Raw genomic sequence first — 23,463 nt, forward strand, 5'->3', positions numbered from 1 at the left:
CGGCGGGTGAACGCGCCCCACCGGCCGTACCGTCGGAACCATGACGCAGCGGGCGAAGATCGACACCGACGGCCCCGAGCCCGATGGCCCCGAGCCGCACGGCCGCGGATCTCACGGCCCGACCGGCTCGTCCGACCCAACCGGCCCGTCCGGCCCGGTCGGCTCGACCGACCCAACTGGCCCGACCGGTCGGGCCATCGACGCGGGCGCCGAACTCGACCCCGTACACCCCATGAGACCGCCCCGGCCCAGCGGCCGCCACAGCGGCCTGACCGCCGCCGAGGTGGCGCGGCACGTCGCCCGCGGCGAGGTCAACGACGTCCCGGTCCGCAGCAGCCGTTCCCTCTCCGAGATCGTCCGCGCCAACGTCTTCACCCGCTTCAACGCGATCATCGGCGTCCTCTGGGTGATCATGTTCTTCGTCGCGCCGATCCAGGACACCCTCTTCGGCTTCGTGATCATCGCCAACACCGGTATCGGCATCATCCAGGAGTGGCGCGCCAAGCGGACCCTCGACGGGCTCGCGGTCATCGGCGAGGCGAAGCCGACCGTACGGCGTGACGGAGTCGCCGCCGAGATCTCCACCAGCGAGATCGTCCTCGGGGACCTCATCGAGCTGGGCCCCGGTGACAAGGTCGTGGTCGACGGCGAGATGGTCGAGGCCGACAGCATCGAGGTCGACGAGTCGCTGCTGACCGGCGAGGCCGATCCGGTGCTGAAACGCCCCGGCGACCAGGTGATGTCCGGCAGCTTCGTGGTCGCGGGCGGCGGCGCGTTCCGGGCGACCAAGGTCGGGCGCGACGCCTACGCCGCGCAGCTCGCGGAGGAGGCGTCCCGCTTCACGCTGGTCGACTCCGAGCTGCGCAACGGCATCAGCACGATCCTCAAGTACGTCACGTGGATGATGATCCCGACCGCCCTCGGACTGATCATCAGCCAGCTCGTCGTCAAACAGAACGACTTCAAGAACTCCATCGCCAGGACGGTCGGCGGCATCGTCCCGATGATCCCCGAAGGGCTCGTCCTGCTGACCTCCGTCGCCTTCGCGATCGGGGTCATCCGGCTCGGCCGCAAGCAGTGCCTGGTTCAGGAGCTGCCCGCGATCGAGGGGCTGGCCCGCGTCGATGTCGTCTGTCTCGACAAGACGGGCACGCTCACCGAGGGCGGTATGGACGTCCGCGAGCTGCGACCGCTGAACGGCGCGGACGTGACGTACGTACGGCAGGTCCTCGGCGCGATCGGGCGGTCGGACCCGCGCCCCAACGCCAGCCTCCAGGCGATCATCGACGCCTACCGCGACGAGAGCGGGCGGTGGCCCGTCGCGAAGGCGCTGCCCTTCTCCTCCGCGCGCAAGTACAGCGGCGCCGCCTTCAGTGAGGCGGCCTTCGAGAAGGGCACCTTCGGGGAATCCGGCGGGGAGGGCACCTTCGGGGAATCCGGCAGGGAGTCCGCCCGCTGGCTGCTCGGCGCGCCCGACGTCCTGCTGGCCTCCGACGATCCGGCGCTCGCCGAGATCGACCACCTCAACCGGCAGGGCCTGCGCGTCCTGTTGCTCGCCCGTACCGACAATGAGCTCGACGCGCCCGACGCCGCGTCCGGGGCCCGCGCGACCGCGCTCGTCGTCCTGGAACAGCGGCTGCGGCCCGACGCCGCCGACACCCTCGCGTACTTCGCGGAACAGGACGTCGCCACCAAGGTCATCTCCGGCGACAACGCGATCTCGGTCGGCGCGGTGGCCGGAAAGCTCGGCCTGCCGGGCGCGGAGCACACGGTCGACGCCCGGCACCTGCCCGCCGAGCGGGCGGAGATGGCCGACGCGCTCGACTCCGGAGCGGTCTTCGGCCGGGTCACCCCGCAGCAGAAACGCGACATGGTCGGCGCGCTCCAGTCACGCGGGCATACGGTCGCGATGACCGGGGACGGCGTCAACGACGTCCTGGCTCTGAAGGACGCGGACATCGGCGTCTCGATGGGCTCGGGCTCGGAGGCGACGCGCGCCGTCGCCCAGATCGTGCTGCTGAACAACAGCTTCTCGACGCTGCCGTCGGTGGTCGCCGAGGGCCGCCGGGTCATCGGCAACATCACGCGCGTGGCGACGCTCTTCCTGACGAAGACGGTCTACTCGGTGCTGCTCGCGGTCCTGGTGGCCTGCTTCCAGGTGGAGTACCCGTTCCTGCCGCGCCATCTGACGCTGCTCTCCACGCTGACGATCGGCATCCCGGCGTTCTTCCTGGCGCTGGCCCCGAACACCGAGCGCGCGCGGCCGAACTTCGTACGCAGGGTGATGCGGTACGCGATCCCCTCGGGCATCATCGCGGCGATCGCCACCTTCGTCACGTATCTGCTGGCCCGGAGCCACTACTCCGGCCCCGACGCCCTGAACGCGGAGACCAGCGCGGCCACGCTCACGCTGTTCCTGGTCTCCATGTGGGTCCTGGCGATCGTCGCGCGCCCCTACACCTGGTGGCGGATCTGCCTGGTGGTGTCGATGGGGGCCGCGTTCCTGGTGGTGCTGGCCGTGCCGTGGCTCCAGCACTTCTTCGCGCTGAAACTGGTGGGTACGACGATGCCGTGGACGGCGGTCGGCATCGCGGTGGTGGCGTCGGCGGCGCTGGAGTTCTGCTGGCGATGGGTGGGCCGCAGATTCGCGGCGTAGGTCCCCACCCCAGCCCACCCCACCCCGTCAGTCGAACCGTCAGTCGAACCAGCGGTCCCTGGCCAGCTCCGCCGTCCGCGACGGATCCTCCAGCAGCGCCGCCACCTCGAAGCGCCGCGGCCACTGCCCCGTCGCCCAGGCGAGCCCCGCCGCCACACCCTCCACCGTCGCCGCGTGCACCACCCCGTCCGGCGTACGGCGCCAGTCCAGCTCGACACCGCCCGCGAGAAGTTCCTCGTGCTCCACATACGTGTCGGGGGTGCCCGCGCCCAGCAGTACGCGGACCGAGTCCGGGACCGTGTGCTCCTCGCCCTCCGTGGTGACCTCCGCCGCGCCGGCCATCACCTCGCTCAGCCGCCGTACCTGAAGCAGCTCGGCCAGCTCGGCCACCCGGGTCGGTGACACCGGCAGCAGCGGCAGCCCGCCCGCCAGCGGCAGCAGATCGGGCGCGTCCGCGATCACCGCGTCCGCCGCGTCGGCCACCCGCACCTCGCCGTCCACGACCGCCCGCAGCTCGTCCGGGAGCGTCACCTGCTCGGGATCGAGATCCGCGAGCGCCGTGTAGAGCCCGTGCAGCTGCTCCGGGCTCACCTCCCGCTCCGGGTCGGCCAGCCTCCCCAGCAGCTCCGCCGCGCCGCCCGGCTCGTCCAGCAGCGCGGCGACCGAGGTCCGCACCCCCAGCGCCCGCAGCACCTGCGCGTCGTCGAAGCCCGTCGCGTCCACGGAGTCGTACAGCCCCGCCAGCAGCGGGTCACCGCTCGCCGCGCGCAGTCCGGCCGGGCGGCGCCCGTCGAGTACGGGATGGTCGCGCAGCCACCACGCGGTGTACGAACGCACCGTCTCCGTCGTACCGTCCGGCAGCAGCACCCGTACGGACTGGGTCAGCGCGTCCCGCAGCGGCGGCCGTGCCAGCAGCGCCAGCGCGCGCGGCCACGCGTCGTCATCGACCAGATCCAGGTCCCGTACGGCCACGATCTCGGTCGCGACCGGCGGTACGGGCGTCTGGGGCAGCCGGTCCAGTACGTCCTCGCACCACACATCGACCGCGTCCAGCAGTCCGGCGTCGTCCGGCTCGGCGAAGTCCCCCTCGCGGGGCTCCAGTTCATCGGGGTCCAGCACCACGTCCGTGGCCCGTACGAGCGCGAAGTCCGCCAGGACGCCGCACGCGGCGAGCGGCTGCTCGCCCCAGCGCTCGGCCAACTCCGTGTCACAGAAGGCTAGTTCGTCCTCGCGCAGCACCGAAGCGAACGAGCTGCCGGGCAGTACCAGTTCACCGGCCGGCGCCGGCTCGCCGTCCTCGTCGGTCAGCGCCAGCGCGCCGAGCCACGGCTCGTCCCCCGCCTCCAGACCGGCGTCCCGTACGAGGCCGAGCACGATCTCGGCCAGCTCCTCCGCGTCGGGCGTGTCGGCGTCCTCGTCCCAGACCTCGCCCGCGTCCAGCGAAGCGGCGACCGCCGCGCGTACCTGCGGGGTCGTCAGTACGGCACGAGGCGTGGCGGGCAGCGCGCCCAGCTTCTCCAGCAGCGGATGCGTGGCCTCGGGGTGCGCCACCTTCAGCCCGAGCCGCGCGAGCTCGGCCGACCCGGCGGCGTCCGGCAGCGGCAGCAGGATCTGGCGCGGCCCGATCGTCGTACGCCCATTGGCCAGCGGCACCGGCAGCCCGGACAGCCGCTCGGGATCGACGCCCGCCAGCGACTCGTAGAGCCGCCACCACCAGGCGGGCGGCCGCTCGGCGCCCGCGATCCGCTCGATGGCCTCACCGAGCGGCAGCCGCCCGACGCCCAGCGTGCGCAGCTCCACCCGCCGCTCCAACCCGGCGGGCATCAGCGTCGGCAGCACCTCCGCCAGCACGCTCACGGTGTCGGCGCCCGCGCCCTCCACGACCTCCGCCTCGAACGGCCGCAGCGCGGTCAGCTCCTCACTCGGAGCCGCCGGGGCCAGGAAGGCCACCCGGGGCAGCCGCTCCAGGATCGCGGCCCGCAGCCGGCCGTCCAGCTCGCCCTTTCCGAGCGGACCGGGCACCAGATCGATGGTGCCGGTCGAGACCGGCTCCCAGCCGCCCAGAAGCTCCGCGTACGCGTCGGCCGCCTTCCCGACCAGGAAGTCGGTGAGCGGTCCCGGCGCGGGATGGCGCCGTGTGGTGTCGAGCGGCAGCGAGGCGATCAGCAGCGCGGGCACGCCGAGCGGTTCGTCCGTGGGCGTCGGCGCGTGCACGACGGGCGCGGTACGGGGGCGGGCCGGGGCACCCTCGGCGTCCACGGGCACGGCCCAGGTGACGGACCAGTGGGGCCGCAGCCGCTCTTCCACGGGCCGCCCTTCGAGCAGCGTGGGCGGCGTCGCGCCGTGATGGCCGACGACCCGCCAGCGGTGCGTGGCGCCGTCCGCGCTGTCGTCCACGTCGATGTACGGCCCGTCCTGCGACCGGCGCAACACCCGTACCCCGTCGGGGGTTTCGATCACGACCTCGGCGAGTCCGGCGAGCGTCAGCAGCAGCGCGTCATCGACCTCGGCGAGGAGCCGCGCCACCAGATCGGCGGCGGTGCCGTCCCGCAACGGCAGGATGACGACGGTGTCGTACCCCTCCGGTGCCGTGCCCTCCGCCGGCAGCGGGAGCCGCAGCAGCGGTACGTGTCCGTCGCGGCGCCGCAGCTCGTCCCCGAGCCCGGGGCTCGCCTGCGCGGCCCGCCCGGCCAGCTCACGGGCCTCCGCGAGGGACCAGCGGACCCCGCCGTGCCGTCCGATGACGGCGGGTTCGTCGCTGACGGCGAGCACGGCCGCGAACCCGACGCCGAACCGGCCCACGGCGCTCTCGTGCCCCTCGCGCTTGGCCGAGGCGCGCAGCGTACTGAGCGACTCGACGCCGGTCGCGTCGAGCGGCGCGCCCGTATTGGCGGCGACGAGTACGGCGGGGCTCTCGGGGTTGCCGTCCGCGCCGCCGGGCCGCAGGGTCAGCCTGAGCCGTCCCCGCACACCGGCGCGGGCGGCGGCGTCGGCGGCGTTCTGGGCCAGCTCGATGACGAGCCGGTCGCGGTAGCCGCCGAGCGCGAGGTCTTCCTCGGCGTTGGCGTCCTCCCGGAACCGCGCGGGGCTGGCGCCCCAGGCATCGAGCACCCCACGCCGCAGCCGAGCCGTCCCGAACGGGTCGGCCCCTTCGGTGGTCCTGACGCTCACGCTGTGACTCCGCTCTTTCGCTGTCGCGTACGTGCGGGCCGAAGGTATCGCGCGGCGCGGTCCGACGGGGGGTGTGGGGTGCGCCTCCGGCGGGGGTGTGCCGTCCGGCGGGGGTGCGGGGTGTGCCGTCCGGCGGGGGTGCGGGTGCGTGCGGCTGGTGCCGGGTGCCGGGGCCTCCGGAGGTACATGTCCGGACGGCATGATTTACGGCGCGAGTCCGGCCACAGTCAGGACACGGGCGGTCGCGCGCCACAAATCACGCTTTAGTGTCCGGACACGCACCTCCTACGACCCCGACCCCCTCCCGTCGGTGGGTCGACCCGATCGCCGCCCCAGTGGGGGTGAAGGGGTGGGTGCGTGACGGTGGCCCCGGCCACTCGCCGGTCCGGCAGAGGTGAGTGGGCTGGTGCGGCCCGGTGGTCCGCCCGCTCGCTGCCCTGGTGGACCGGGTGCCGCCGCCTCTCCCGCCTGCCCTCGCGCACGGCCGCGTGGTCTGCGGCGGGAGGGGGTCGGGGTCGGAGGAGGTGCGTGTCCGGACGTAAAGCGTCGCAGCACGCGCGAAGCGCGGTGACCACGCGACGGAGTCGCAAATCGATCGCAGCGCAGTCCGGACACGCACCTCCGCTACGAGTGGCCCAAATCCTCCGACGCGTCCTCCGTCGTGATCACCGACCCGCTGTCCGGCGACGGCCTCAGCGGGAACGCGTCCGTCGCCATCGAGTCCAGTACCGGCGCCGCCCGCCCCGGCGGCTTCGGCATCACCGCCGCCTCGGAGTGCCCCCCGCACCCGTACGCAAGCGAGACGACCCGCCCGTCCGCCGGTGAGAACTCGTTCGCGCAGACGCCGAAGGCCTGCCGCAGGGAGCCGGCCAAAGGCAGCAGGAAGCCGCAAGTCACGCATGGCGCGGGCGCCGCCTGTGCCATCGGGGTCTTCGCGCCGAACGCCTCGTCCCAGCGGTCCGCCGCCGCGTGCAGCCCGTAGCGCGACAGCACCCGGGCCCGGCGCATGCCGAGTTCCTCGGCGACCGCCGCGATCGAGCCACGCTCGGGCGCGGGCGAGGTGTCCGTCGCGCGGTCGGCCGGTTCTGCGGTCTCCGGACCCGCGTCCTCCGCTTCGACGAGGTCCGCGAGGTTCTGCGGAGTCACCACATCCGGCAGCACCGAGTTCGGCGGCGGGGCGTCCGCGCCGGAGTAGCCGGGCTCAAGCCGCAGATCCTCGGCCTCTGTGGGCAGCAGATCGCCGGGGCCCATGTCGCCGGGGCGCAGCCGTTCGCTCCAGGGCACCCACTCGGGGGCCAGCAGGGCATCGGGTCCTGGCAGCAGCACCGTTTCGTCCAGCGTGACGACCTTCGCGCGGGATGCCCGCGCCACCGTCACCGCCCAGCGCCAGCCCCGGTAGCCGAGCTCCTTGCACTCGAAGAAGTGCGTGACGACCCGGTCCCCGTCCGCCACCACCGAGACATGTTCCCCGACGACCCCGGGCGCGGCGGCCTCCTCGGCAGCCGACCTGGCGAGGTCTACCGCCTCGGCGCACAGGCGGTCGGGGGTTCGGCTTCGCGTCGTCGCAGCACTCACAGGTCTCGCTTCTCTCCTACGCCGTCTCACGGGTGCGCCGGCCGATTCGCGATGTACGAGCCGAGGGCGGAGCGGACCAGAGGGCCGCATCGACGTCCACGCCCGATGTCTCCTCGGGCACACCTATCGTTATCCATTCTGCGGGATGACGAAGAGGCGCGCGGCCGAGAACAACCGCCGGTGGCGCGCTACGCACGCTACCCCCTCTCTCGCCCCCCGCCCACCTGCACGCCGCCTTTCCCGGACTTCGGACCACACCGCAACCAGGCCGTGACCCGGAGGAACCCCATGGTGGGAGGCCGACAATGTGTTCGGATCCACCCGGGAGACCACCCGGGAGAGATTCCGGGCCCGCCCACCGCTCCAGCTCCGGACCGCCACCGCTCCGGTACCGGCCGGTGAACTGTCCCCGGCTCGCCGGTGACCCGCGCCGGCTCGTCCTTCATGGCACCGTCACGGCCCCGTCACGCTCGGAATCGGTTCGCGCCAGGGGGCCTTGGGGCACTATGACGAGGTGGCAGCCGTGAGATCGTCCGACACGCATACGGCCGGCCCGGTCCGGAGGACCGGGCGGGCCATCGGTCATGCCCTGCGGCTCCCTCTGACGGCCGGGGCGAGAGGGATCCGCAAGGCCACCCACGCGCACGGCGCGGGAGAGTCGGGGCTCGGCAAGCTGATCGAGCTGCACGCCGTGAACGGCGCGGGCGATGTCATGATCACCGTCGCTCTCGCGTCCACGGTCTTCTTCTCCGTGCCGACGGACGAGGCGCGGGGCCGCGTCGCGCTGTATCTCGCGGTCACGATGGCGCCCTTCACACTGCTCGCGCCCGTCATCGGCCCGCTCCTCGACCGTCTCCCGCACGGCCGCCGCGCCGCCATGGCCTGCGCCATGTTCACCAGGGCCGCGCTCGCGATCCTGATGTCGACCGCCGTCATGACGGGCAGCCTGGAGCTGTATCCGGCCGCGCTCGGGGTGCTCGTGGCATCGAAGGCGTACGGGGTGGTCCGCAGCGCGGTCGTACCCCGGCTGCTGCCGCCCCGTTTCTCGCTGGTGCGGGCCAACTCCCGGGTCACGCTGGCCGGGCTGCTGGCCACCGGTGTGGCGGCGCCGATCGGCGCGGGGCTGCACCAGATCGGTCCGAGGTGGCCGCTGTACGGCGCGTGCCTGATCTTTCTCGCCGGAACGTTCCTGGCGTTCACGCTGCCGCGCAAGGTGGACTCCGCGAAGGGCGAGCGCAGGGCACGGCTGGTCACGGTCGTCCAGGGGGAGAAGCGGAAGCCCTCGCTGCGTACGGTCGGCCCGGCGGTGCTGCACGGCCTCCAGGCGAACGCGTCCCATCGCGCCCTCTCCGGCTTTCTGACCTTCTTCCTCGCCTTCCTGCTGCGCGAGCATCCGCTCTTCGGTCACAGCGCCGTCGTCTCCCTGGGCATCGTGGGCGTGGCCGCCGGGGCGGGCAACGCCCTGGGGACGGCGGTGGGCGCCTGGTTGAAGGCCCGCGGTCCGGAACTGATCATCGCCACCGTCCTGGGCGTCGCCCTCACCGCGGCGATCGTCGCGGCGCTGCTCTTCGGCGGCCTGATGATGGCGGTGCTGTGCGCGGTGGCCGGATTCACCCAGGCCCTGTCGAAGCTGTCCCTGGACGCGGTGATCCAGCGGGACGTCCCGGAGCAGGTACGGACCTCCGCCTTCGCCCGCTCCGAGACGCTGCTCCAGATGTCCTGGGTGGTGGGCGGCGCGATCGGGATCGCGCTGCCGCTCAACGGCGTGCTGGGGATGTCGGTCGCCGCGGCGATCGTCGGGATCGGGGCGGTCATCGCCGCGCGCGGGCTGCTGACCGCGGCCCGTCGCGGCACGGCGCACGCGCGCGTCGCGTGACACCGGCCGGGCCACCCCGGTCGACGGCTCGCCGTACCCCCTCGCGGCGTGGGCGCGGGCGACCGATAGCCTTCGCCCCATGACCGTTGCGTTCTTCTCTGGTAGGTACCGCCGGGCCGGTGTCGCCCTCGGTGCGGTGTCCGCCGGACTCCTCGTCCTCGCCGCCTGTGAAAAGCCGACGCCGCTCGCGACCGTGACGGTCGGTGACAACTCGATCAACACCGAGGCCGCCTGTTACAACGACGGCAAGGCGATCAAGACCGCCGACATCCAGCCCTGCCTGAACAAGAAGGCGGACAAGGTCGTCGAGATCTCGATGGACGACAAGGTCCACTTCGGCGTCGACCCGACGATCGCCGAGCACGGCTGGACGCTCTTCATCAACGGCCAGCAGGCCGAGCAGGAGCCGTACAAGAAGACCTACCGGACCATCCCCGGCAACGCGTTCTTCTCCACCCAGACCGGCGAGACCACGAGCGACACTCAGGTCAGCATCGTGGAGACCAACGGCAAGACGCTGACCGGCATCTGGCACTTCGAGTTCAAGAAGCAGTCCTGACCGACCCGGTGATCCGGCGGCCGGTACGGCCCCGGAGGCCGGGCACCACTGGAGGCTCCCGCCATGCGTGTACTTGTCGTCACGGCGGTGGCCGCGGAGGCGGACTCCGTCGCCGCGGGCCTCGGCCGGTTCGCGGGCGCCGGTGTCCGGGAGCTGACGGGTGGGTACGAGATGACGACCCACGCGCAGTTCACGCCGAGGCCGGGGTCCGTGCGGATACCGGTGGTGGAGGTCCTGGCGGGCGGCGCGGGACCGGCAGCGGCCGCGGTCGCCACGGCGACGGCGCTGGCGGCCTCGCCGTACGACCCGCCGTACGATCTGGTCATCTCCGCCGGTATCGGCGGCGGCTTCGCGCCCCACGCGCCGCTCGGCTCGCTCGTCGTCGCGGACACGATCATCGCCGCGGATCTGGGCGCCGAGACCCCCGACGGCTATCTGCCGGTCGAGGAGCTGGGTTTCGGCCGTAGCGTCCACCGGCCGCCTGCCGCGCTGACCGCCCGGTTGTCGAAGGTCCTGGACGCCGATCCGCGGGTCCACTCGCTTCTCGCGCCCGTCCTCACCGTCACCACCGCGACCGGCACGGCCGCCCGTACCGCCGAGCTGACCGCGCGTCATCCGCGCGCCGCCGCCGAGGCGATGGAGGGCTTCGGGGTCGCGGAGGCCGCCGCCGCCCACTCCGTACCGTGCGCCGAGATCCGCGCGATCTCCAACACCGTCGGCCCGCGCGACCGCGCCAGTTGGCGGATCGGCGAGGCGCTGGACGCGCTGCGGTACGCGTTCACGCTGCTCACCCCCGTATTCGAGGAGCCGTCATGACCCCGCAGCCGCTGCAGATCGCCTACTCGCCCTGCCCCAACGACACCTTCGTCTTCGAGGCGTGGGCACACGGCAGGGTCACCGGCGCGCCCGACATCGACGTCACGTTCGCGGACATCGACATCACCAACGGCATGGCGGAGCGCGGGGAGTTCGACGTACTGAAGGTCTCGTACGCCGTGCTGCCCTGGGTCCTGGACGAGTACACCCTGCTGCCCTGCGGCGGCGCGCTGGGCCGGGGCTGCGGCCCGCTGGTGCTCACGAGGGAGCCGGGCGCCGATCTGACCGGCGGGACCGTCGCCGTACCGAGCGAGCGCTCCACGGCCTATCTGCTCTTCCGGCTGTGGGCGGCCGATGTGCTCCCCGGCGGGGTGGGCAAGGTCGTCGTGCTGCCCTTCCACGAGATCATGCCCGCGGTACGCGACGGCAAGGTGGACGCCGGACTCGTCATCCACGAGGCGCGCTTCACGTACCAGGACTACGGGCTGCACCGCCTCGCCGACATGGGCGAGCACTGGGAGTCCACGACCGGGCTGCCGATCCCGCTCGGCGCGATCATCGCGAAGCGTTCGCTGGGCACCGAGGCGCTTCAGCTGCTGGCCGGGTCGATCCGCAGGTCGGTACGGATGGCCTGGGACGATCCGGAGACCTCACGGCCGTACGTGCTGGCGCACTCCCAGGAGATGGACCCGGCGGTGGCGGACCAGCACATCGGGCTGTACGTCAACGAGTTCACCGCGGATCTGGGCGAGGACGGCTACGCGGCGGTCCGCGGGCTGCTCACCCGCGCCGCGGCCGAGGGGCTTGTACCGCCCCTCGGCCACGACGCGCTGCGTTTCGTCTGAACCATCCGGCAGGCTCACCCGCCCCGGTCACACGTCCAGTTGGTCGGCCACCGCGCGCAGCAGACCGGCGATCTTCCCGCCCTGCGCCTTGTCGGGGTAGCGCCCGCGCTCCAGCATCGGCGTGATGTTCTCCAGCAGCGTCGTCAGATCCTGGACGATCGAGGCCAGTTCGTCGGGCTTGCGGCGCTGGGCCGCCGCGACCGAGGGCGTCGGGTCGAGGACGGTCACCGAGAGCGCCTGGTCCCCCCGCTGTCCCGCCACCACGCCGAACTCCACGCGCTGGCCTGGCTTGAGCGCGTCGACTCCGTCGGGGAGGACCGACGAGTGCACGAAGACGTCTCCGCCGTCGTCGCGGGAGAGAAAGCCGAAGCCCTTCTCGCTGTTGAACCACTTGACCTTGCCGGTAGGCACGTCTGTCCTCGTCCTCGTACTCGTTGGGGGCGCCGGAGGATGTCGACACCCCCTGGCGCGCGAAAACGGCTCTGGATAGCACTACAGCGGGTCCATCGACCCGCCACCACCAAGGCTAATGGTCCAGAGGCTGGTGACAAGACGTCGCCGGACGGTTCCTGTCCGCTGCTTTCCGCAGGGAACTACCCTGGTGGCGTGACTGCTACTCCTGAACCCCGTGCGACGGAAGAGGCCGGACCCGGCGACGGGCTGGTCCGTATCGGCGCGATCGTCTTCATCGTCGGCGCGATCGCCACCCTGATCACCGTCGCTCCGCTGTTCCTCGGCTCCGAGCCCTTCCCGTCCATCGCCTATGCCGTCTGCATGCTGATGGGAGTGGGTTTCCTGATCGCCGCCGCGGGTGTGCTGCGCTCGATCGCCGCTCAGCGCCGGCGGGCCAGGCCGGCCGCGTAACCCTGGAACCAGGCGGGGAAGAGCGTCAGGTCGGACAGGATCACCTCGGCTCCCGCCGCGCGCAGCGCCTGCTCGTCGCACGGCCCGGTCGGTACGGCGACGGACAGCGCCTCCGCCGTACGCGCCCCTCGCACATCACCGATGTGGTCGCCGACGAACACCGACGCGTCGTACTCCCGCAGCGCCTCGCCCTTGGCCTCGGCCCACAGCCAGCCGACCACCACGTCCGGCTCGATCCCGAGGTGGGTGAGGTGCAGCTCGGCGTTCGGCTGGTGCTTGGCCGTGATGACGATCGCGCGCCCGCCCAGCTCCTGGACGGCGGTGACTGACTCCCGGGCACCGGGCATCTCCCGCGTCGGCGGGATCGCGTATGTGGGATAGATCTCCCGGTAGCGGTCGGCCACTTCGGCGACCCGTTCCTCGGGGAACCAGTGCGCCAGCTCCTGTTCGAGCGGCGGCCCGAGCCGGGTGACCGCGAGATCGGCGTCGATCGGGACCCCGGTCTCCTCGGAGAGCGCCTGATAGACGGCGCGGATCCCGGGCCGTGAGTCGATCAGGGTCATATCGAGGTCGAAGCCGACGGTGAGCGGTTGCCGAGCCGTGAGGGAAGCCATGGGGCCATTGTGCCCAGGCTCCGGGCCGCCCGTAGGGGCGTCGGGCCCCGGCGGATGGCCGGAACCGGGTGCTTAGACTTAGCCAAACCTAACCACCGCTCGTCCGTCCTCGCCCGTCCGCCGCACCGTCCGCCGCACCGTCCGCCGCACCGTCCGATAGGTTCCGATGCCAACCGCCGCCCCGCCGATCCACAGCACCAGACACGCCCTGGTCGCCCGCCGTATCGGCTGGACGGCGGCAGCCGTCGTGGCCGTGCTGCTCTCGGTCCTGCTGAGTCTCGCGGTCGGGGCGCGCGCCGTCGCCCCCTCCGCCGTCATCGACGCGCTGCTGCACGGGGGCCGCGGCGACGACGCCGAGGTCATCCGCCAACTGCGGGTGCCGCGCACACTGATCGGGCTGATGGTCGGCGCCGCGCTCGCCCTGGCCGGCACCGTCCTCCAGGGCATCACCCGCAACCCGATCGCCGACCCCGGCATCCTCGGCATCAGCCAGGGCTCCTCCGTGGGCGTCGTCCTGGCCATCGCCTTCGCCGGGGTGCACACGCTCTCCGGCTATGTCTGGTACGCGTTCGCGGGCGCGGCGGTGGCGTCGGTGGCGGTGTACGCGATCGCCTCCAGCGGACGCGGCGGCGCGACCCCGGTCAAACTCGCCCTCGGCGGCGCGGCGATCAACGCGCTGCTGGTGTCCGTGACGATGGGGGTCCTGACGACGAGCGCGGCGACGCTGGACGAGTTCCGCTTCTGGCAGGTCGGCGCGATCTCGGGCCGGGACGCCGAAGTGGCCGGGCAGATCTGGCCGTTCCTGCTGCTCGGCACCGTACTGGTGATATCCGTGGCCCGTGGCCTGGACGCCCTGGCCCTCGGCGAGGACGTGGCGAAGAGCCTGGGCCGGAACGTCGCGGCCGTCCGCATCGTCGGCGGCCTCGGCGCGACCGTACTGACCGGAGTGGCGGTCGCGGCGGCGGGACCGATCGCCTTCATCGGTCTCGCCGTTCCGCATATCGCCCGTGCGATCGTCGGCTCGGACCACCGCTGGGTGCTTCCGATGGCGGCCCTGATCGGGCCCGTGATGCTGCTGGTCTCCGATGTCATCGGGCGGATCGTCTTCCCGCCGAGCGAGGTCCCGGCGGGTGTGATGACGGCCCTGATCGGGGTGCCGTTCCTGGTCGCTCTCGTACGCCGGAAGGCGGTGCCGGCATGACGACGGCCCTCAAGGAGGCCCCGGAGCGCGTCGCCGGGGCGGGCAGGACGCGCCCGGCGGGCTATACGCCGGTACGGATCGGACGCGCCTCGTTCCTGCTGCACCGGCGGGCGGCGGCCGTGGCGGTCGTGCTCGCCGTCGCGCTGGCGGCCGTGTGCGTGGCGTATCTGAGCGTCGGCGAGAGCTTCGTGGCACCGTCCGAGGTCCTGAAGGTGCTCCTCGGACAGACCTCGTCGAACGAGCTGGTGGTCGGCACGCTGCGGCTGCCGCGCATGGTGGTCGGGCTGCTGGTCGGGCTCGCGTTCGGCATCGCGGGCGCGCTGATCCAGACCGTCGCCCGCAACCCGCTCGCCAGCCCCGACATCATCGGCATCAGCCAGGGCGCGAGCGTGCTCACGGTCGGCGCGATGACCTTCGGCGTCACCTCGTACACCGTCCTTCCGTATCTGTCCGTGGCGGGCGGCATCATCGCGGCGGCGCTGGTGTATGTCTTCGCCTGGCGCGGCGGGCTGCACGCCACGCGCTTCGTGCTCATCGGCATCGGCTTCGCGATCGCCCTGCGCTCCCTCACCACGCTGTTCCTGACCAAGGGCGACTATCTGGTCGCCCAGCAGGCCCAGGTATGGATGACCGGCTCGCTCAACGGCCGGGGCTGGGACTCCGCCACACCGCTCGGCTGGCTGCTGCTCGCGCTGGTGCCCGCGGTGCTGTGGGCGGCGTACGCGCAGCGCACGGTCTCCATGGACGACGACACCGCCACGTCGCTGGGCGTACGGCTCGGCCGCGTCCGGCTCGGGCTCGTCCTGCTCGGTGTGGTGCTGGCGTCGGTCGCGACGGGCGCGGCGGGTCCGGTGGACTTCGTGGCGCTGCTGGCGCCGCAGATCGCCCGCCGTATGACCCGTACCGCGCAGATCCCTCTGCTGTGTTCGGCGCTGATGGGCGCGGTCATCGTCGTCCTCGCCGATCTGCTGGCCCGCAGGCTGCTGTCACCGACCGAACTCCCGGTGGGTGTACTGACGGCGGCGGTCGGCGCCCCGTATCTGATCTGGCTGATCGTCCGCGGCCGTACCGCAGGAGGCAAGGCATGAGCAGGCTCACCGCCCGCGAGCTGACGCTCGCGTACGAGGACCGCACGGTCGTCCACGAACTGGACCTGGCCGTCCCCGACGGGCGGGTGTCGGTGATCGTCGGCCCGAACGCCTGCGGGAAGTCGACGACCCTGCGCGCGCTCGGCCGGCTGCTGAAGCCGCGCGGCGGTTCCGTACTGCTGGACGGCACGGAGCTGGCGCGGATCCCGACCCGGAAGATCGCGCAGTCGATCGGCCTGCTCCCGCAGTCACCGGTCGCCCCGGAGGCCATCACGGTCGCCGACCTGGTCTCGCGCGGCCGTCAGCCGCACCAGCACTGGTGGCAGCAGTGGTCGGACGAGGACGAGCGCGCGGTGACGGACGCGATGGAGCGTACGGACGTGACGGCGCTCGCCGACCGGTCGGTGGACGAACTGTCGGGCGGCCAGCGCCAGCGGGTGTGGATCGCGATGGCGCTCGCGCAGGAGACGGATCTGCTGCTGCTGGACGAGCCGACGACGTTCCTGGACATCGCGCACCAGGTGGAAGTGCTCGACCTGGTCCGCCGCCTCAACCACGACCAGGGCCGCACGGTCGTGATCGTGCTCCACGACCTCAACCAGGCGGCGCGGTACGCGGATCACCTGGTCGCGATGAAGGCGGGGCGGATCGTGGCGGAGGGGCGGCCGGGGGACGTCGTGACGGCGGAGCTGGTACGGGAGGTCTTCGGCCTGGAGTCGGTGGTGGTCCCGGATCCGGTGACGGGGTCGCCGCTGGTGGTGCCGGGCGCGCCGTACCGGCCGGACTCCTCGCGCGCTTCGTAACCTCCCGCGCTTCGCGACGTCCCGCGCGACCCGACAGGACCGGGCACGGATTGCCGGGTCCGGCGGGGTGCCCTCTCCCTAACGTGGCTGATCAGCAAGGGAAGGAGGTCCGGTGATGCTGGAACGGCTGAACCAGGCCATGGAGCACATCGAGCGGAACCTCGACCAGCGGATCGAGGCGGCCGAGCTCGCGCGGATCGCGGCCACGTCGGAGTACCACCTCCGGCGGCTGTTCTCCGCGCTGGCGGGCATGCCGCTCTCCGAGTACATCCGCCGCAGACGGCTCACCGTCGCCGGCGCCGAAGTGCTCGGTGGGGAGCGGACGCTGCTCGACATCGCGGTGCGGTACGGGTACGGCTCGGGCGAGGCGTTCGCGCGCGCGTTCCGTGCCGTACACGGCGTCGGTCCCGGCGAGGCCCGGCGGACCGGCGCGGCGCTGCGCTCCCAGCCACGGATGTCCTTTCGCCTCATCGTCGAAGGGAGTACTGACATGCGCTACCGGGTGGTCCGGAAACCGGAGTTCAGGGTGGTCGGCCCGAAGACACGGGTCCCGCTCGTGCACGAGGGCATGAACCCGGCGATCGTCTCGTTCATCCGGGGCCTCGGCCGGGACACGCTCCGGCGGCTGGAAGAGCTCGGGGAGCTTTCCGGCGGGGAGCCGCGCGGGATCGTCGCCGTCACCGACGACCTCTCCGAGAGCCGCGCGGAGGGCACCGAACTCGACTATCTGCACGGCGTGGTGACCGAGGCCGCGGCGCCCGAGGGGATGGCGACGCTGACGGTCCCGGCGGGGACGTGGGCGGTCTTCGAGAGCTCGGGCGAGTTCCCGAAGGCGCTCCAGTACTTGTGGCGGGACGTCTACACGCAGTGGTTCCCGTCCAACCCGTACCGGAGTGTGCCGGGCCCCGAAATCCTCCGTACCCGTCTGTCCGAGGACGGGACGCGGGCGGACGCTGAGCTGTGGATCCGGGTGGAGCGCGAGGAGGGGTGAGGGTGGGGGTGGGGCCCGTACGGAGGTGAGAACACCCGGTACGGGCCCCGCCTCACCCTCGTCCCCACCCCACCCTCGTCCCCGCGGCTCACCCCGCCCGTTTGCGCCGCGCCCGCCAGACCAGGTAGAGCGCGGAGGTCACCGCCGCCACGCGGAGCACCACCGGCCAGGTGCCGGCCAGGGCGTCGGCCATCCCGTCCTTCGGGACGGTCTCGCCCCAGCGGCCGTCCAGCCGGCCCCAGAGCCAGACCAGTCCCCCGGCGGCCGAGATTCCGGGAAGGCCGAAGACCGCCCATTTGGCTTCCGCGCGGGAGAGCTTGCGGGAGGCGTACGCGAGGAGCCAGCCACCGGCCAGAGCCAACCAGGAGCCGAACGCCGCTCCGGCGACCAGCAGCGCGGCGGCGAGCAGCAGGAACGGGTGGGAGAGTCCGCCGGTCCGCTTCTCCGCGCCCCGGCCCCGGCGCGACAGCCGGGGGCGCCACCGGCGACGGCCGGCGTCCTCGGCCGCTTCTTCGGCCGCGTCCTCCGTCGCGTCTTCCGCCCCGTCCCCGTCCCCGTTCCCGTCTCCGTCATCGCTATCGGCTTCGGCACCCTTCGCCGTCTTGTCCGGCTTCTCCTTCGGCGGTGGCTTGAGTATGTCGGGGATCTCGACCCCGCCCACGAACCCCGGCACCTGCTCCGCCGAGCCCATCGGATCCATCGGGCCCGGTTCGATCCGCCACCAGTCGGGCCCCGGGCCGCCGGTCGGGCCGAGCTCGTCCATCCCCGCCAGGTGCGGCGGCGACGCGGCGGGCATCGCGGGGGCGGGCGACTCCGACGCCTGCTCCGGGATGACCAGTCTCCTGGCCCCCTTCAGCCGCCGGGTCCGCTGCTCCGGCAGCGCGGACCGCGGTTCCGGGGCACGGGCGGGGGCGTCGTCGCCCGCGGCGCCCTCGGAGGCGGCCCGTACCACCGCGTCCGGTGGCCCCAGCCGCCCCAGGATGCGGCGTACGGCGGCCGGGCTGTCCCCGCCGGCCTTCCCCCGCTGCTTGTCGATCTCGTTCCGCAGCGACGACACCAGCCGCATCCGGTCCCCGGAGGGCAGATGCCGCTGCTGAGCCTCGTCTCCCACACGACTCAGGTAGTCATAGACCAGCTGATCGCTCTCGATCCCCACACAGTCCTCCGCACAGGCACGCCCGGCAGCCGCCATCACGACGGATACCCGTAGGCGATCGTGTCGAAGTCACCCCCGTACGTCCACCCCGTACCTCCACCCGCATTCCGCGCGTACATCGGCCCGCGCATCGGCCCGTACATCCGCCCGTACATCCGCCCGTACATCCAGTACGAAGAAGGCGCGGCGGCGCCCCCATGGCCCGGGGGCGCGGGCATAGCGCCTCCCAGGGGCTAACGTGGAACGGATGGGGACCCGCGAAGCCTGATCAGGAGGCGCACGTGCCAGAAGGAACCGGCGGTACGCCACCGCGTACGCTCGCGGAGGCCCTGCGCACCCAGGGCGACGGATCGCTCGTCGCGCTCTTGCGCGCACGCCCCGATCTGCTCAATCCCGTACCCAGCGACCTCTCGCAGCTCGCGACGCGCGCGGGCACCCGCGCCTCCGTCGTACGGGCGCTGGAACGGCTCGACCGGTTCACGCTCCAGACCGCGGAGGCCCTGGCCGTGGCCACCGAGCCCGCGCCGTACGACACGCTGCGGGCGCTGCTGACCGGCGACGAGGGCGACCCGGAGATCGAGGCGGCCCTGCCCCGCGCGGTGGCGACGCTGCGCGACCGTGCGCTGATCTGGGGCGCGGACGACCGGCTGCGGCTGGTACGCACCGCCCGCGAACTGCTCGCCCCCTCCCCCACCCACCCCTCGCCGACCGGGCTCGGCCCGACGGTCGCCGAGGCCACCGCGGGCATGTCGCCGGGCCGGCTCCAGGAGATCCTGACCGCCGCCGGGCTGTCCTCCACTCACGATCCGGTCTCCGCGGTGGCCTCGCTCACCGCGCTGTTCACCGACCGGACGCGGATGGCGGCGCTGCTCGACACCGCGCCCATGGAGGCCCTTTCGGTGCTGGACCGGCTGGTGTGGGGGCCGCCCTACGGCGAGGTCACCTCCAGCCCCACCCCGCCCGTGCAGTGGCTGCGCGACCGCGGGCTGCTGCTGCCCGCGACCACCCGTACGGTCGTTCTCCCACGCGAGGCCGCACTGCATCTGCGCGCCGGGCGCGCGCACCGTACGCCGGAGCCCGTGGCACCCGCCGTCGCGCCCCGCGCCTCGGACGCGAGCACCGGCGCCCGTCCACAGGTTGTGGACAACACGGCGGCCGGGCAGGCGTACACGACGCTCGCCACCATCGAGGAACTGGCCAAGGACTGGAACGAGGGCGGCCCGAACGTCCTGCGGGCCGGCGGTCTGTCCGTACGCGACCTCAAGCGCACCGCCACCGCCCTGGACGTCAGCGAGTCCATCGCCGCCTTCTGGATCGAACTCGCCTACGCGGCCGGACTGCTGGCGGCCGACGGCGAAACCGACGAACGGTACGCCCCGACGCCCGCCTACGACGACTGGCAGGAGCTGCCCGCCCCGGAACGGTGGGCCCGGCTCGCCACGGCCTGGCTGACGGCGACCCGCACCGCCGGTCTGGTCGGCAGCCAGGACTCCAAGGGCCGTACGCTCGCCGCGCTCGGCCCCGATCTGGACCGCGGCGCCGCGCCCGAGGTACGGCGCCGGATCCTCGACCTCCTCGCCACCCTCCCCGAGGGCACGGCCCCCGACCCCGAGTCGCTGCTCGCCCGGCTGCGCTGGGAACGCCCCCTGCGCGGCGCGTCCGGCGCCGGCCGCCCCGACGATCTGCGCACACGGCTGGCGGCCTGGACCCTGAACGAGGCGGAGATGCTGGGCATCACGGGCCGGGGAGCGCTCTCGTCGCACGCGCGCGCCTTGCTGGCACCGGACGCCGCCGACGACCCCGCCTCCGGCACGCGCACCCTCACGGAAACGGCCGCGGCGGGCCTCCGAGCCGCCCGCGCCCTGGCGCCACTCCTCCCCGAACCCCTCGACCACGTCCTCCTCCAGGCCGACCTCACCGCCGTCGCGCCCGGCCCCCTCCTGCGCCCCCTCGCCGAACTGCTCGCCATCGCCGCCGACATCGAGTCGAAGGGCGGGGCGACCGTCTACCGCTTCACGCCCGGCTCCGTACGCCGCGCCCTCGACGCCGGACAGTCGGCCTCCGACCTGCACGACTTCCTCAGGAACCACAGCCGTACGCCCGTTCCCCAGCCACTCGCCTATCTCATCGACGACGTGGCCCGTAAGCACGGCCACCTCCGGGTCGGCGCCGCCTCCGCGTACGTACGCTGCGACGACGAGGCCGTACTCGACGAGATCCTGGCCGACAAACGCTCCCAGAACCTGCGGCTGCGCCGCCTCGCCCCGACCGTGCTGGCTGCCCACGCCGACGCGGTCACCCTGCTCGACGGGCTGCGCGTCATGGGCTTCGCACCGGCCGCCGAGTCGGCCGAGGGCGACGTCATGATCACCCGCGCCCACGCCCACCGCACCCCACCCAGAACGGCCCCCGCCCCGGTCCCTGACGGACCCCCCACCCCGGACACGGCGCTGCTCAGCGCGGCGGTGAAGGCGATCCGCGCGGGCGACCTGGCCGCCACGGTCGTCCACAAACCGGTCCCCGAACCCTCCGGCTCCGGCTCGGCCGCCCTGGCCTCCGCGGCAGCCGCCTCCAGAAACGGCGCCCTCCCCCGCACCACCTCCGCCGAAACCCTCGCCACGGTCCAGGCCGCCGCCATGACGGGCTCGGCGGTCTGGATCGGCTACGTCAACGCGGACGGCGCGGCCAGCCAACGCGTCATCGCCCCGGTACGGGTGGAGGGCGGCTATGTCACGGGCTACGACCACACGGCGGACGAGGTCCGCACGTACCCCCTGCACCGCATCACGGGAGTGGCGGAACTGGCCGACGACCCGGCGTGACTTGCCGAGCAGTCGCGGCAACGTCGCCGGAGACTTTTTCGGCCCCGATCCGCCGCATGCGTTCGGTGCCCCACTCTCCCAAGGAGGCAAGGGCGGCGTTGAGCGAGACGCCGTGCTCCGTCAGGGAGTACTCGACCTTCGGTGGCACCTCGCGGTACACCTCACGATGCACGAGCCCGTCTTCCTCCATCTCCCGCAGATGTTGAATCAGCATCTTCTCGCTGACACCCGGCAGACCGCGTCGAAGCTCGGCGAACCGGCGGATCCCGTGGTGGTGCAGCTCCCAGAGGATGAGCGACTTCCACTTGCCGGCAACTACGTCCATCGCCGCGTCGATGCCACAGAAATAGGGACCACGTCGCGCTGAAGTTCCCATCCGCCCCCCAAGAGGTACTTACTCACGGGTGAGTACCCGACTAATTAGTCCGTACTGGCCAACTTTACTGGCCGCGGAGAGGATCGAGCCGAAGGACAAACACGAGGGGGAGCGTCAAAAAATGACAACTGACAACAGCGTCCAGGTGAGTGTTCTCGGGCTGGGGGCTATGGGCGGCGCTCTCGCGGGCGCCCTGGTGAAGGCCGGATACGCGACCACATGCTGGAACCGCTCACCGGGGAAGGCGGACGACCTCGTCGCGCAGGGCGCCAAGGCCGCCGACACGGCCGGCGACGCGGTCCGGGCCGGCCGATTGGTGATCGTATGCCTGCTGGACCACGCGTCGGTCCATGAGGTGCTCGATCCGCTCTCCGATGAGCTGGCCGGACGAACCCTGGTCAACGTGACCACGACGTCGCCCGCTCAGTCACGGGAGTTGGCCCGCTGGGCCGCCCGAGCCGGGGTCGTGTATCTGGACGGCGGCATCATGGCCGTACCGCACATGATCGGCCGGCCTGGGGCATCGATCCTCTACAGCGGTTCGGCCGATGTCTTCCATCAGTACAAGCCGCTGCTCGACCTGTGGGGAACCAGTACCTACTTCGGTGAGGATGCCGGGCTGGCGTCCCTGTACGACCTCGCCCTACTCGCGGGCATGTACGTCATGTTCGCCGGATTCATGCACGGCGCCGCCATGGTCGCGCCGGCCGGCGTGACGGCGGGCGAGTTCGCTGCCATGGCCACACCTTGGCTGACCGCCATGACCGGCTCCTTCCAAGGATTCGCCGCGGTCATCGACGGCGGGGACTACACCGTCGAAGGGCAGCAGAGCCTCGACTTCTCCAACCTCGGTGACCTCCTGGCCGCCAGTTCCGACCAGGGCATCAGCACCGAGGTGGTCGCCATGGTCCAGCGGCTCGTCCAACGCCAGATTGACGCGGGCCATGGAGAGGAAGGCTTCGCCCGAATCATCGAGAGCATCAAGCAACCGGGCTGAGAACCCCGGGCGGGCGTGGGTGGTCCAGGCGCGGCGGATGAGAACGCTGGTGAGGCGTTCACCTCCCAGCCAGGGCGGCGGGGCAGGCGACCACCGGCGGGAGGGGGCCGGGGCCGGAGGAGGTGCGTGTCCGGACGTAAAGCGTCGCAGCACGCGCGAAGCGCGGTGACCACGCGACGGAGTCGCAAATCGATCGCAGCGCAGTCCGGACACGGACCTCCGGAGACCCCGGCACCCGGCACCCGGCACCCGGCACCCGGCACCAGACCAACGCACCCGCACCCCCGCCGGACGGCGCACCCCGCAACCACGAACCCCCGCCGGACGGCGCACCGCACCCCTCAGCGCCGCCCAAGCCGCCCAAGCCGCCCAAGCCGCGCACGCCAAGACCCGCCCGCCGCCGAGCCGAACCGCTTCGCCTTGGCCCCGGCCTTCGTGCCGGTCTTCGTGCCGGCCTTCGCCGCCGCCGCCCGCGGCTTACCCTTCGGCCGCGGCTCACCCTTCGGCCGCGGCCTCGCCGCCGACTTCCGCCCGGCGGACGCACCCGCACCCGCACCCGACGCGCCCGCCGCGCCGCCCGCGCGCCCACCCCCCGCGCCCAACGCGTGGAACCGCCGCCCAATCACCCTCCCCACCAGCACATACGCGATCACCGCACCACTCGTGTTCAGAATCACGTCGTCCACGTCGAACGCCCGCCCCCGCACCACCGCCCCCTGCGCCAGCTCCACCAGCGCCATCACCACCACAGTCAGCGCCACCACCCGCACCATCCGCAGCCTGCGCGGCACGAGCACCGGAAGGATCAGCCCGAATGGCGCCCCCATCAGCAGATTGCCGCCGATCTGCTTGCACGCGGCGAGGAACGTGTAGTCCTCCGCGTACTGCCTCAGCGAGCGCCCCGGCCTGAGATTGGCCCCCGCGATCTCCTCGGACGCGGGGGACGGCGTCAGCGTCAGTTCGGCCAGCACCGCGGCGAACGCCGTCAGGGCGACCAGCGCCACCGTCATGATGAGAATCCGCAACACAGCACGCCCCCAAGGGATACCCCCT

General features: G+C 72.5%; 20 protein-coding genes. 12 read left to right on the forward strand and 8 right to left on the reverse strand.

What is annotated here, in order from left to right; translation table 11 throughout:
* The first annotated feature begins 40 nt into the window (after positions 1–40).
* Complete coding sequence (locus ACFRMN_RS25330; protein ID WP_383023082.1) at positions 41–2,656, forward strand: cation-translocating P-type ATPase; 2,616 nt, start codon at positions 41–43, stop codon at positions 2,654–2,656.
* Positions 2,657–2,695: 39 nt separating this feature from the next.
* Here the strand turns inward: ACFRMN_RS25330 and ACFRMN_RS25335 are convergent, their stop codons facing one another.
* Entirely contained in the window at positions 2,696–5,827 is a 3,132-nt protein-coding gene (locus ACFRMN_RS25335; protein ID WP_383023084.1) for a sacsin N-terminal ATP-binding-like domain-containing protein, read from the reverse strand.
* A 624-nt stretch (positions 5,828–6,451) separates the two neighbouring features.
* A complete protein-coding gene (locus ACFRMN_RS25340; protein WP_383023086.1) occupies positions 6,452–7,402 on the reverse strand; it encodes a DUF3027 domain-containing protein in 951 nt (316 codons plus the stop codon).
* Positions 7,403–7,916: 514 nt separating this feature from the next.
* On the opposite strand from ACFRMN_RS25340, the gene ACFRMN_RS25345 reads away from it, so the two are divergent.
* The 4 genes from ACFRMN_RS25345 (at position 7,917) to ACFRMN_RS25360 (ending at position 11,498) form a co-directional block, all read left to right on the forward strand.
* Positions 7,917–9,278 (forward strand): MFS transporter, encoded by a 1,362-nt coding sequence (locus ACFRMN_RS25345; RefSeq protein ID WP_383023088.1) that lies wholly within the window; start codon positions 7,917–7,919, stop codon positions 9,276–9,278.
* A 79-nt stretch (positions 9,279–9,357) separates the two neighbouring features.
* Complete coding sequence (locus ACFRMN_RS25350; RefSeq protein ID WP_383023090.1) at positions 9,358–9,837, forward strand: DUF2771 domain-containing protein; 480 nt, start codon at positions 9,358–9,360, stop codon at positions 9,835–9,837.
* A 63-nt stretch (positions 9,838–9,900) separates the two neighbouring features.
* Positions 9,901–10,653, forward strand: a complete 753-nt coding sequence (locus ACFRMN_RS25355) for a futalosine hydrolase (RefSeq protein ID WP_383023092.1) — start codon at positions 9,901–9,903, stop codon at positions 10,651–10,653.
* Entirely contained in the window at positions 10,650–11,498 is an 849-nt protein-coding gene (locus ACFRMN_RS25360; RefSeq protein ID WP_383023093.1) for a 1,4-dihydroxy-6-naphthoate synthase, read from the forward strand. Before ACFRMN_RS25355 ends, ACFRMN_RS25360 begins: the two co-directional genes overlap by 4 nt.
* A 27-nt stretch (positions 11,499–11,525) precedes the next feature.
* Here the strand turns inward: ACFRMN_RS25360 and ACFRMN_RS25365 are convergent, their stop codons facing one another.
* A complete protein-coding gene (locus ACFRMN_RS25365) occupies positions 11,526–11,909 on the reverse strand; it encodes a cold-shock protein (protein ID WP_383023094.1) in 384 nt (127 codons plus the stop codon).
* A gap of 195 nt (positions 11,910–12,104) precedes the next feature.
* Between ACFRMN_RS25365 and ACFRMN_RS25370 the strand changes: the two genes are divergently transcribed.
* Positions 12,105–12,362: a hypothetical protein gene (locus ACFRMN_RS25370; protein ID WP_383023095.1), complete on the forward strand. Its 258-nt coding sequence runs from the start codon at positions 12,105–12,107 to the stop codon at positions 12,360–12,362.
* Here ACFRMN_RS25370 and ACFRMN_RS25375 read toward each other — a convergent pair.
* Positions 12,332–12,976, reverse strand: coding sequence for an HAD family hydrolase (locus ACFRMN_RS25375; protein WP_383023096.1), 645 nt, complete (start codon positions 12,974–12,976; stop codon positions 12,332–12,334). The genes ACFRMN_RS25370 and ACFRMN_RS25375 overlap by 31 nt on opposite strands.
* A gap of 166 nt (positions 12,977–13,142) precedes the next feature.
* Here ACFRMN_RS25375 and ACFRMN_RS25380 point away from each other — a divergent pair, with 166 nt between their 5' ends.
* The 4 genes from ACFRMN_RS25380 to ACFRMN_RS25395 all read left to right on the forward strand — a co-directional run bounded on the left by ACFRMN_RS25380 (position 13,143) and on the right by ACFRMN_RS25395 (position 17,059).
* Positions 13,143–14,177, forward strand: coding sequence for a FecCD family ABC transporter permease (locus ACFRMN_RS25380; RefSeq protein WP_383023097.1), 1,035 nt, complete (start codon positions 13,143–13,145; stop codon positions 14,175–14,177).
* Positions 14,174–15,265 (forward strand): FecCD family ABC transporter permease, encoded by a 1,092-nt coding sequence (locus ACFRMN_RS25385; RefSeq protein ID WP_383023098.1) that lies wholly within the window; start codon positions 14,174–14,176, stop codon positions 15,263–15,265. Before ACFRMN_RS25380 ends, ACFRMN_RS25385 begins: the two co-directional genes overlap by 4 nt.
* Positions 15,262–16,068 (forward strand): ABC transporter ATP-binding protein, encoded by an 807-nt coding sequence (locus tag ACFRMN_RS25390; RefSeq protein WP_383023099.1) that lies wholly within the window; start codon positions 15,262–15,264, stop codon positions 16,066–16,068. Before ACFRMN_RS25385 ends, ACFRMN_RS25390 begins: the two co-directional genes overlap by 4 nt.
* 115 nt (positions 16,069–16,183) lie before the next feature.
* Positions 16,184–17,059 (forward strand): GyrI-like domain-containing protein, encoded by an 876-nt coding sequence (locus ACFRMN_RS25395; protein ID WP_383023100.1) that lies wholly within the window; start codon positions 16,184–16,186, stop codon positions 17,057–17,059.
* An 88-nt stretch (positions 17,060–17,147) separates the two neighbouring features.
* On the opposite strand, the gene ACFRMN_RS25400 is transcribed toward ACFRMN_RS25395, so the two are convergent.
* Both ACFRMN_RS25400 and ACFRMN_RS25405 read right to left on the reverse strand, forming a co-directional pair.
* Positions 17,148–18,215, reverse strand: coding sequence for a hypothetical protein (locus ACFRMN_RS25400; RefSeq protein ID WP_383023101.1), 1,068 nt, complete (start codon positions 18,213–18,215; stop codon positions 17,148–17,150).
* 35 nt (positions 18,216–18,250) lie between these two features.
* The gene (locus ACFRMN_RS25405) at positions 18,251–18,433 is read right to left on the reverse strand and encodes a hypothetical protein (protein WP_383023125.1); all 183 of its coding nucleotides are present in this window, start codon (positions 18,431–18,433) and stop codon (positions 18,251–18,253) included.
* Between ACFRMN_RS25405 and ACFRMN_RS25410 the strand changes: the two genes are divergently transcribed.
* Positions 18,413–21,037 carry a helicase-associated domain-containing protein gene (locus ACFRMN_RS25410; RefSeq protein WP_383023102.1) on the forward strand — a complete coding sequence of 875 codons (2,625 nt, stop codon included), beginning with the start codon at positions 18,413–18,415 and terminating at the stop codon, positions 21,035–21,037. The two genes, ACFRMN_RS25405 and ACFRMN_RS25410, sit on opposite strands and share 21 nt — an antisense overlap.
* On the opposite strand, the gene ACFRMN_RS25415 is transcribed toward ACFRMN_RS25410, so the two are convergent.
* Entirely contained in the window at positions 21,000–21,413 is a 414-nt protein-coding gene (locus ACFRMN_RS25415) for a winged helix-turn-helix transcriptional regulator (RefSeq protein ID WP_383023103.1), read from the reverse strand. The two genes, ACFRMN_RS25410 and ACFRMN_RS25415, sit on opposite strands and share 38 nt — an antisense overlap.
* Positions 21,414–21,534: 121 nt before the next feature.
* Here ACFRMN_RS25415 and ACFRMN_RS25420 point away from each other — a divergent pair, with 121 nt between their 5' ends.
* Complete coding sequence (locus ACFRMN_RS25420; RefSeq protein WP_383023104.1) at positions 21,535–22,410, forward strand: NAD(P)-dependent oxidoreductase; 876 nt, start codon at positions 21,535–21,537, stop codon at positions 22,408–22,410.
* Between the two features lie 341 nt (positions 22,411–22,751).
* Here ACFRMN_RS25420 and ACFRMN_RS25425 read toward each other — a convergent pair whose 3' ends face one another.
* A complete protein-coding gene (locus ACFRMN_RS25425; RefSeq protein ID WP_383023105.1) occupies positions 22,752–23,420 on the reverse strand; it encodes a VanZ family protein in 669 nt (222 codons plus the stop codon).
* Positions 23,421–23,463 lie beyond the last annotated feature (43 nt).

This window comes from Streptomyces sp. NPDC056835, from assembly GCF_042789485.1.
Taxonomy (GTDB): domain Bacteria; phylum Actinomycetota; class Actinomycetes; order Streptomycetales; family Streptomycetaceae; genus Streptomyces.

What these genes read in the sequence shown, in the direction of transcription:
- ACFRMN_RS25330 (WP_383023082.1), top strand. Translation starts at nt 41, where the DNA reads ATGACGCAGCGGGCGAAGATCGACACCGACGGCCCCGAGCCCGATGGC.
- ACFRMN_RS25350 (WP_383023090.1), top strand. Translation starts at nt 9,358, where the DNA reads ATGACCGTTGCGTTCTTCTCTGGTAGGTACCGCCGGGCCGGTGTCGCC.
- ACFRMN_RS25355 (WP_383023092.1), top strand. Translation starts at nt 9,901, where the DNA reads ATGCGTGTACTTGTCGTCACGGCGGTGGCCGCGGAGGCGGACTCCGTC.
- ACFRMN_RS25360 (WP_383023093.1), top strand. Translation starts at nt 10,650, where the DNA reads ATGACCCCGCAGCCGCTGCAGATCGCCTACTCGCCCTGCCCCAACGAC.
- ACFRMN_RS25375 (WP_383023096.1), bottom strand. Translation starts at nt 12,976, where the DNA reads ATGGCTTCCCTCACGGCTCGGCAACCGCTCACCGTCGGCTTCGACCTC.
- ACFRMN_RS25380 (WP_383023097.1), top strand. Translation starts at nt 13,143, where the DNA reads ATGCCAACCGCCGCCCCGCCGATCCACAGCACCAGACACGCCCTGGTC.
- ACFRMN_RS25385 (WP_383023098.1), top strand. Translation starts at nt 14,174, where the DNA reads ATGACGACGGCCCTCAAGGAGGCCCCGGAGCGCGTCGCCGGGGCGGGC.
- ACFRMN_RS25390 (WP_383023099.1), top strand. Translation starts at nt 15,262, where the DNA reads ATGAGCAGGCTCACCGCCCGCGAGCTGACGCTCGCGTACGAGGACCGC.
- ACFRMN_RS25395 (WP_383023100.1), top strand. Translation starts at nt 16,184, where the DNA reads ATGCTGGAACGGCTGAACCAGGCCATGGAGCACATCGAGCGGAACCTC.
- ACFRMN_RS25410 (WP_383023102.1), top strand. Translation starts at nt 18,413, where the DNA reads ATGGCCCGGGGGCGCGGGCATAGCGCCTCCCAGGGGCTAACGTGGAAC.
- ACFRMN_RS25405 (WP_383023125.1), bottom strand. Translation starts at nt 18,433, where the DNA reads ATGCCCGCGCCCCCGGGCCATGGGGGCGCCGCCGCGCCTTCTTCGTAC.
- ACFRMN_RS25415 (WP_383023103.1), bottom strand. Translation starts at nt 21,413, where the DNA reads ATGGGAACTTCAGCGCGACGTGGTCCCTATTTCTGTGGCATCGACGCG.
- ACFRMN_RS25420 (WP_383023104.1), top strand. Translation starts at nt 21,535, where the DNA reads ATGACAACTGACAACAGCGTCCAGGTGAGTGTTCTCGGGCTGGGGGCT.
- ACFRMN_RS25425 (WP_383023105.1), bottom strand. Translation starts at nt 23,420, where the DNA reads ATGACGGTGGCGCTGGTCGCCCTGACGGCGTTCGCCGCGGTGCTGGCC.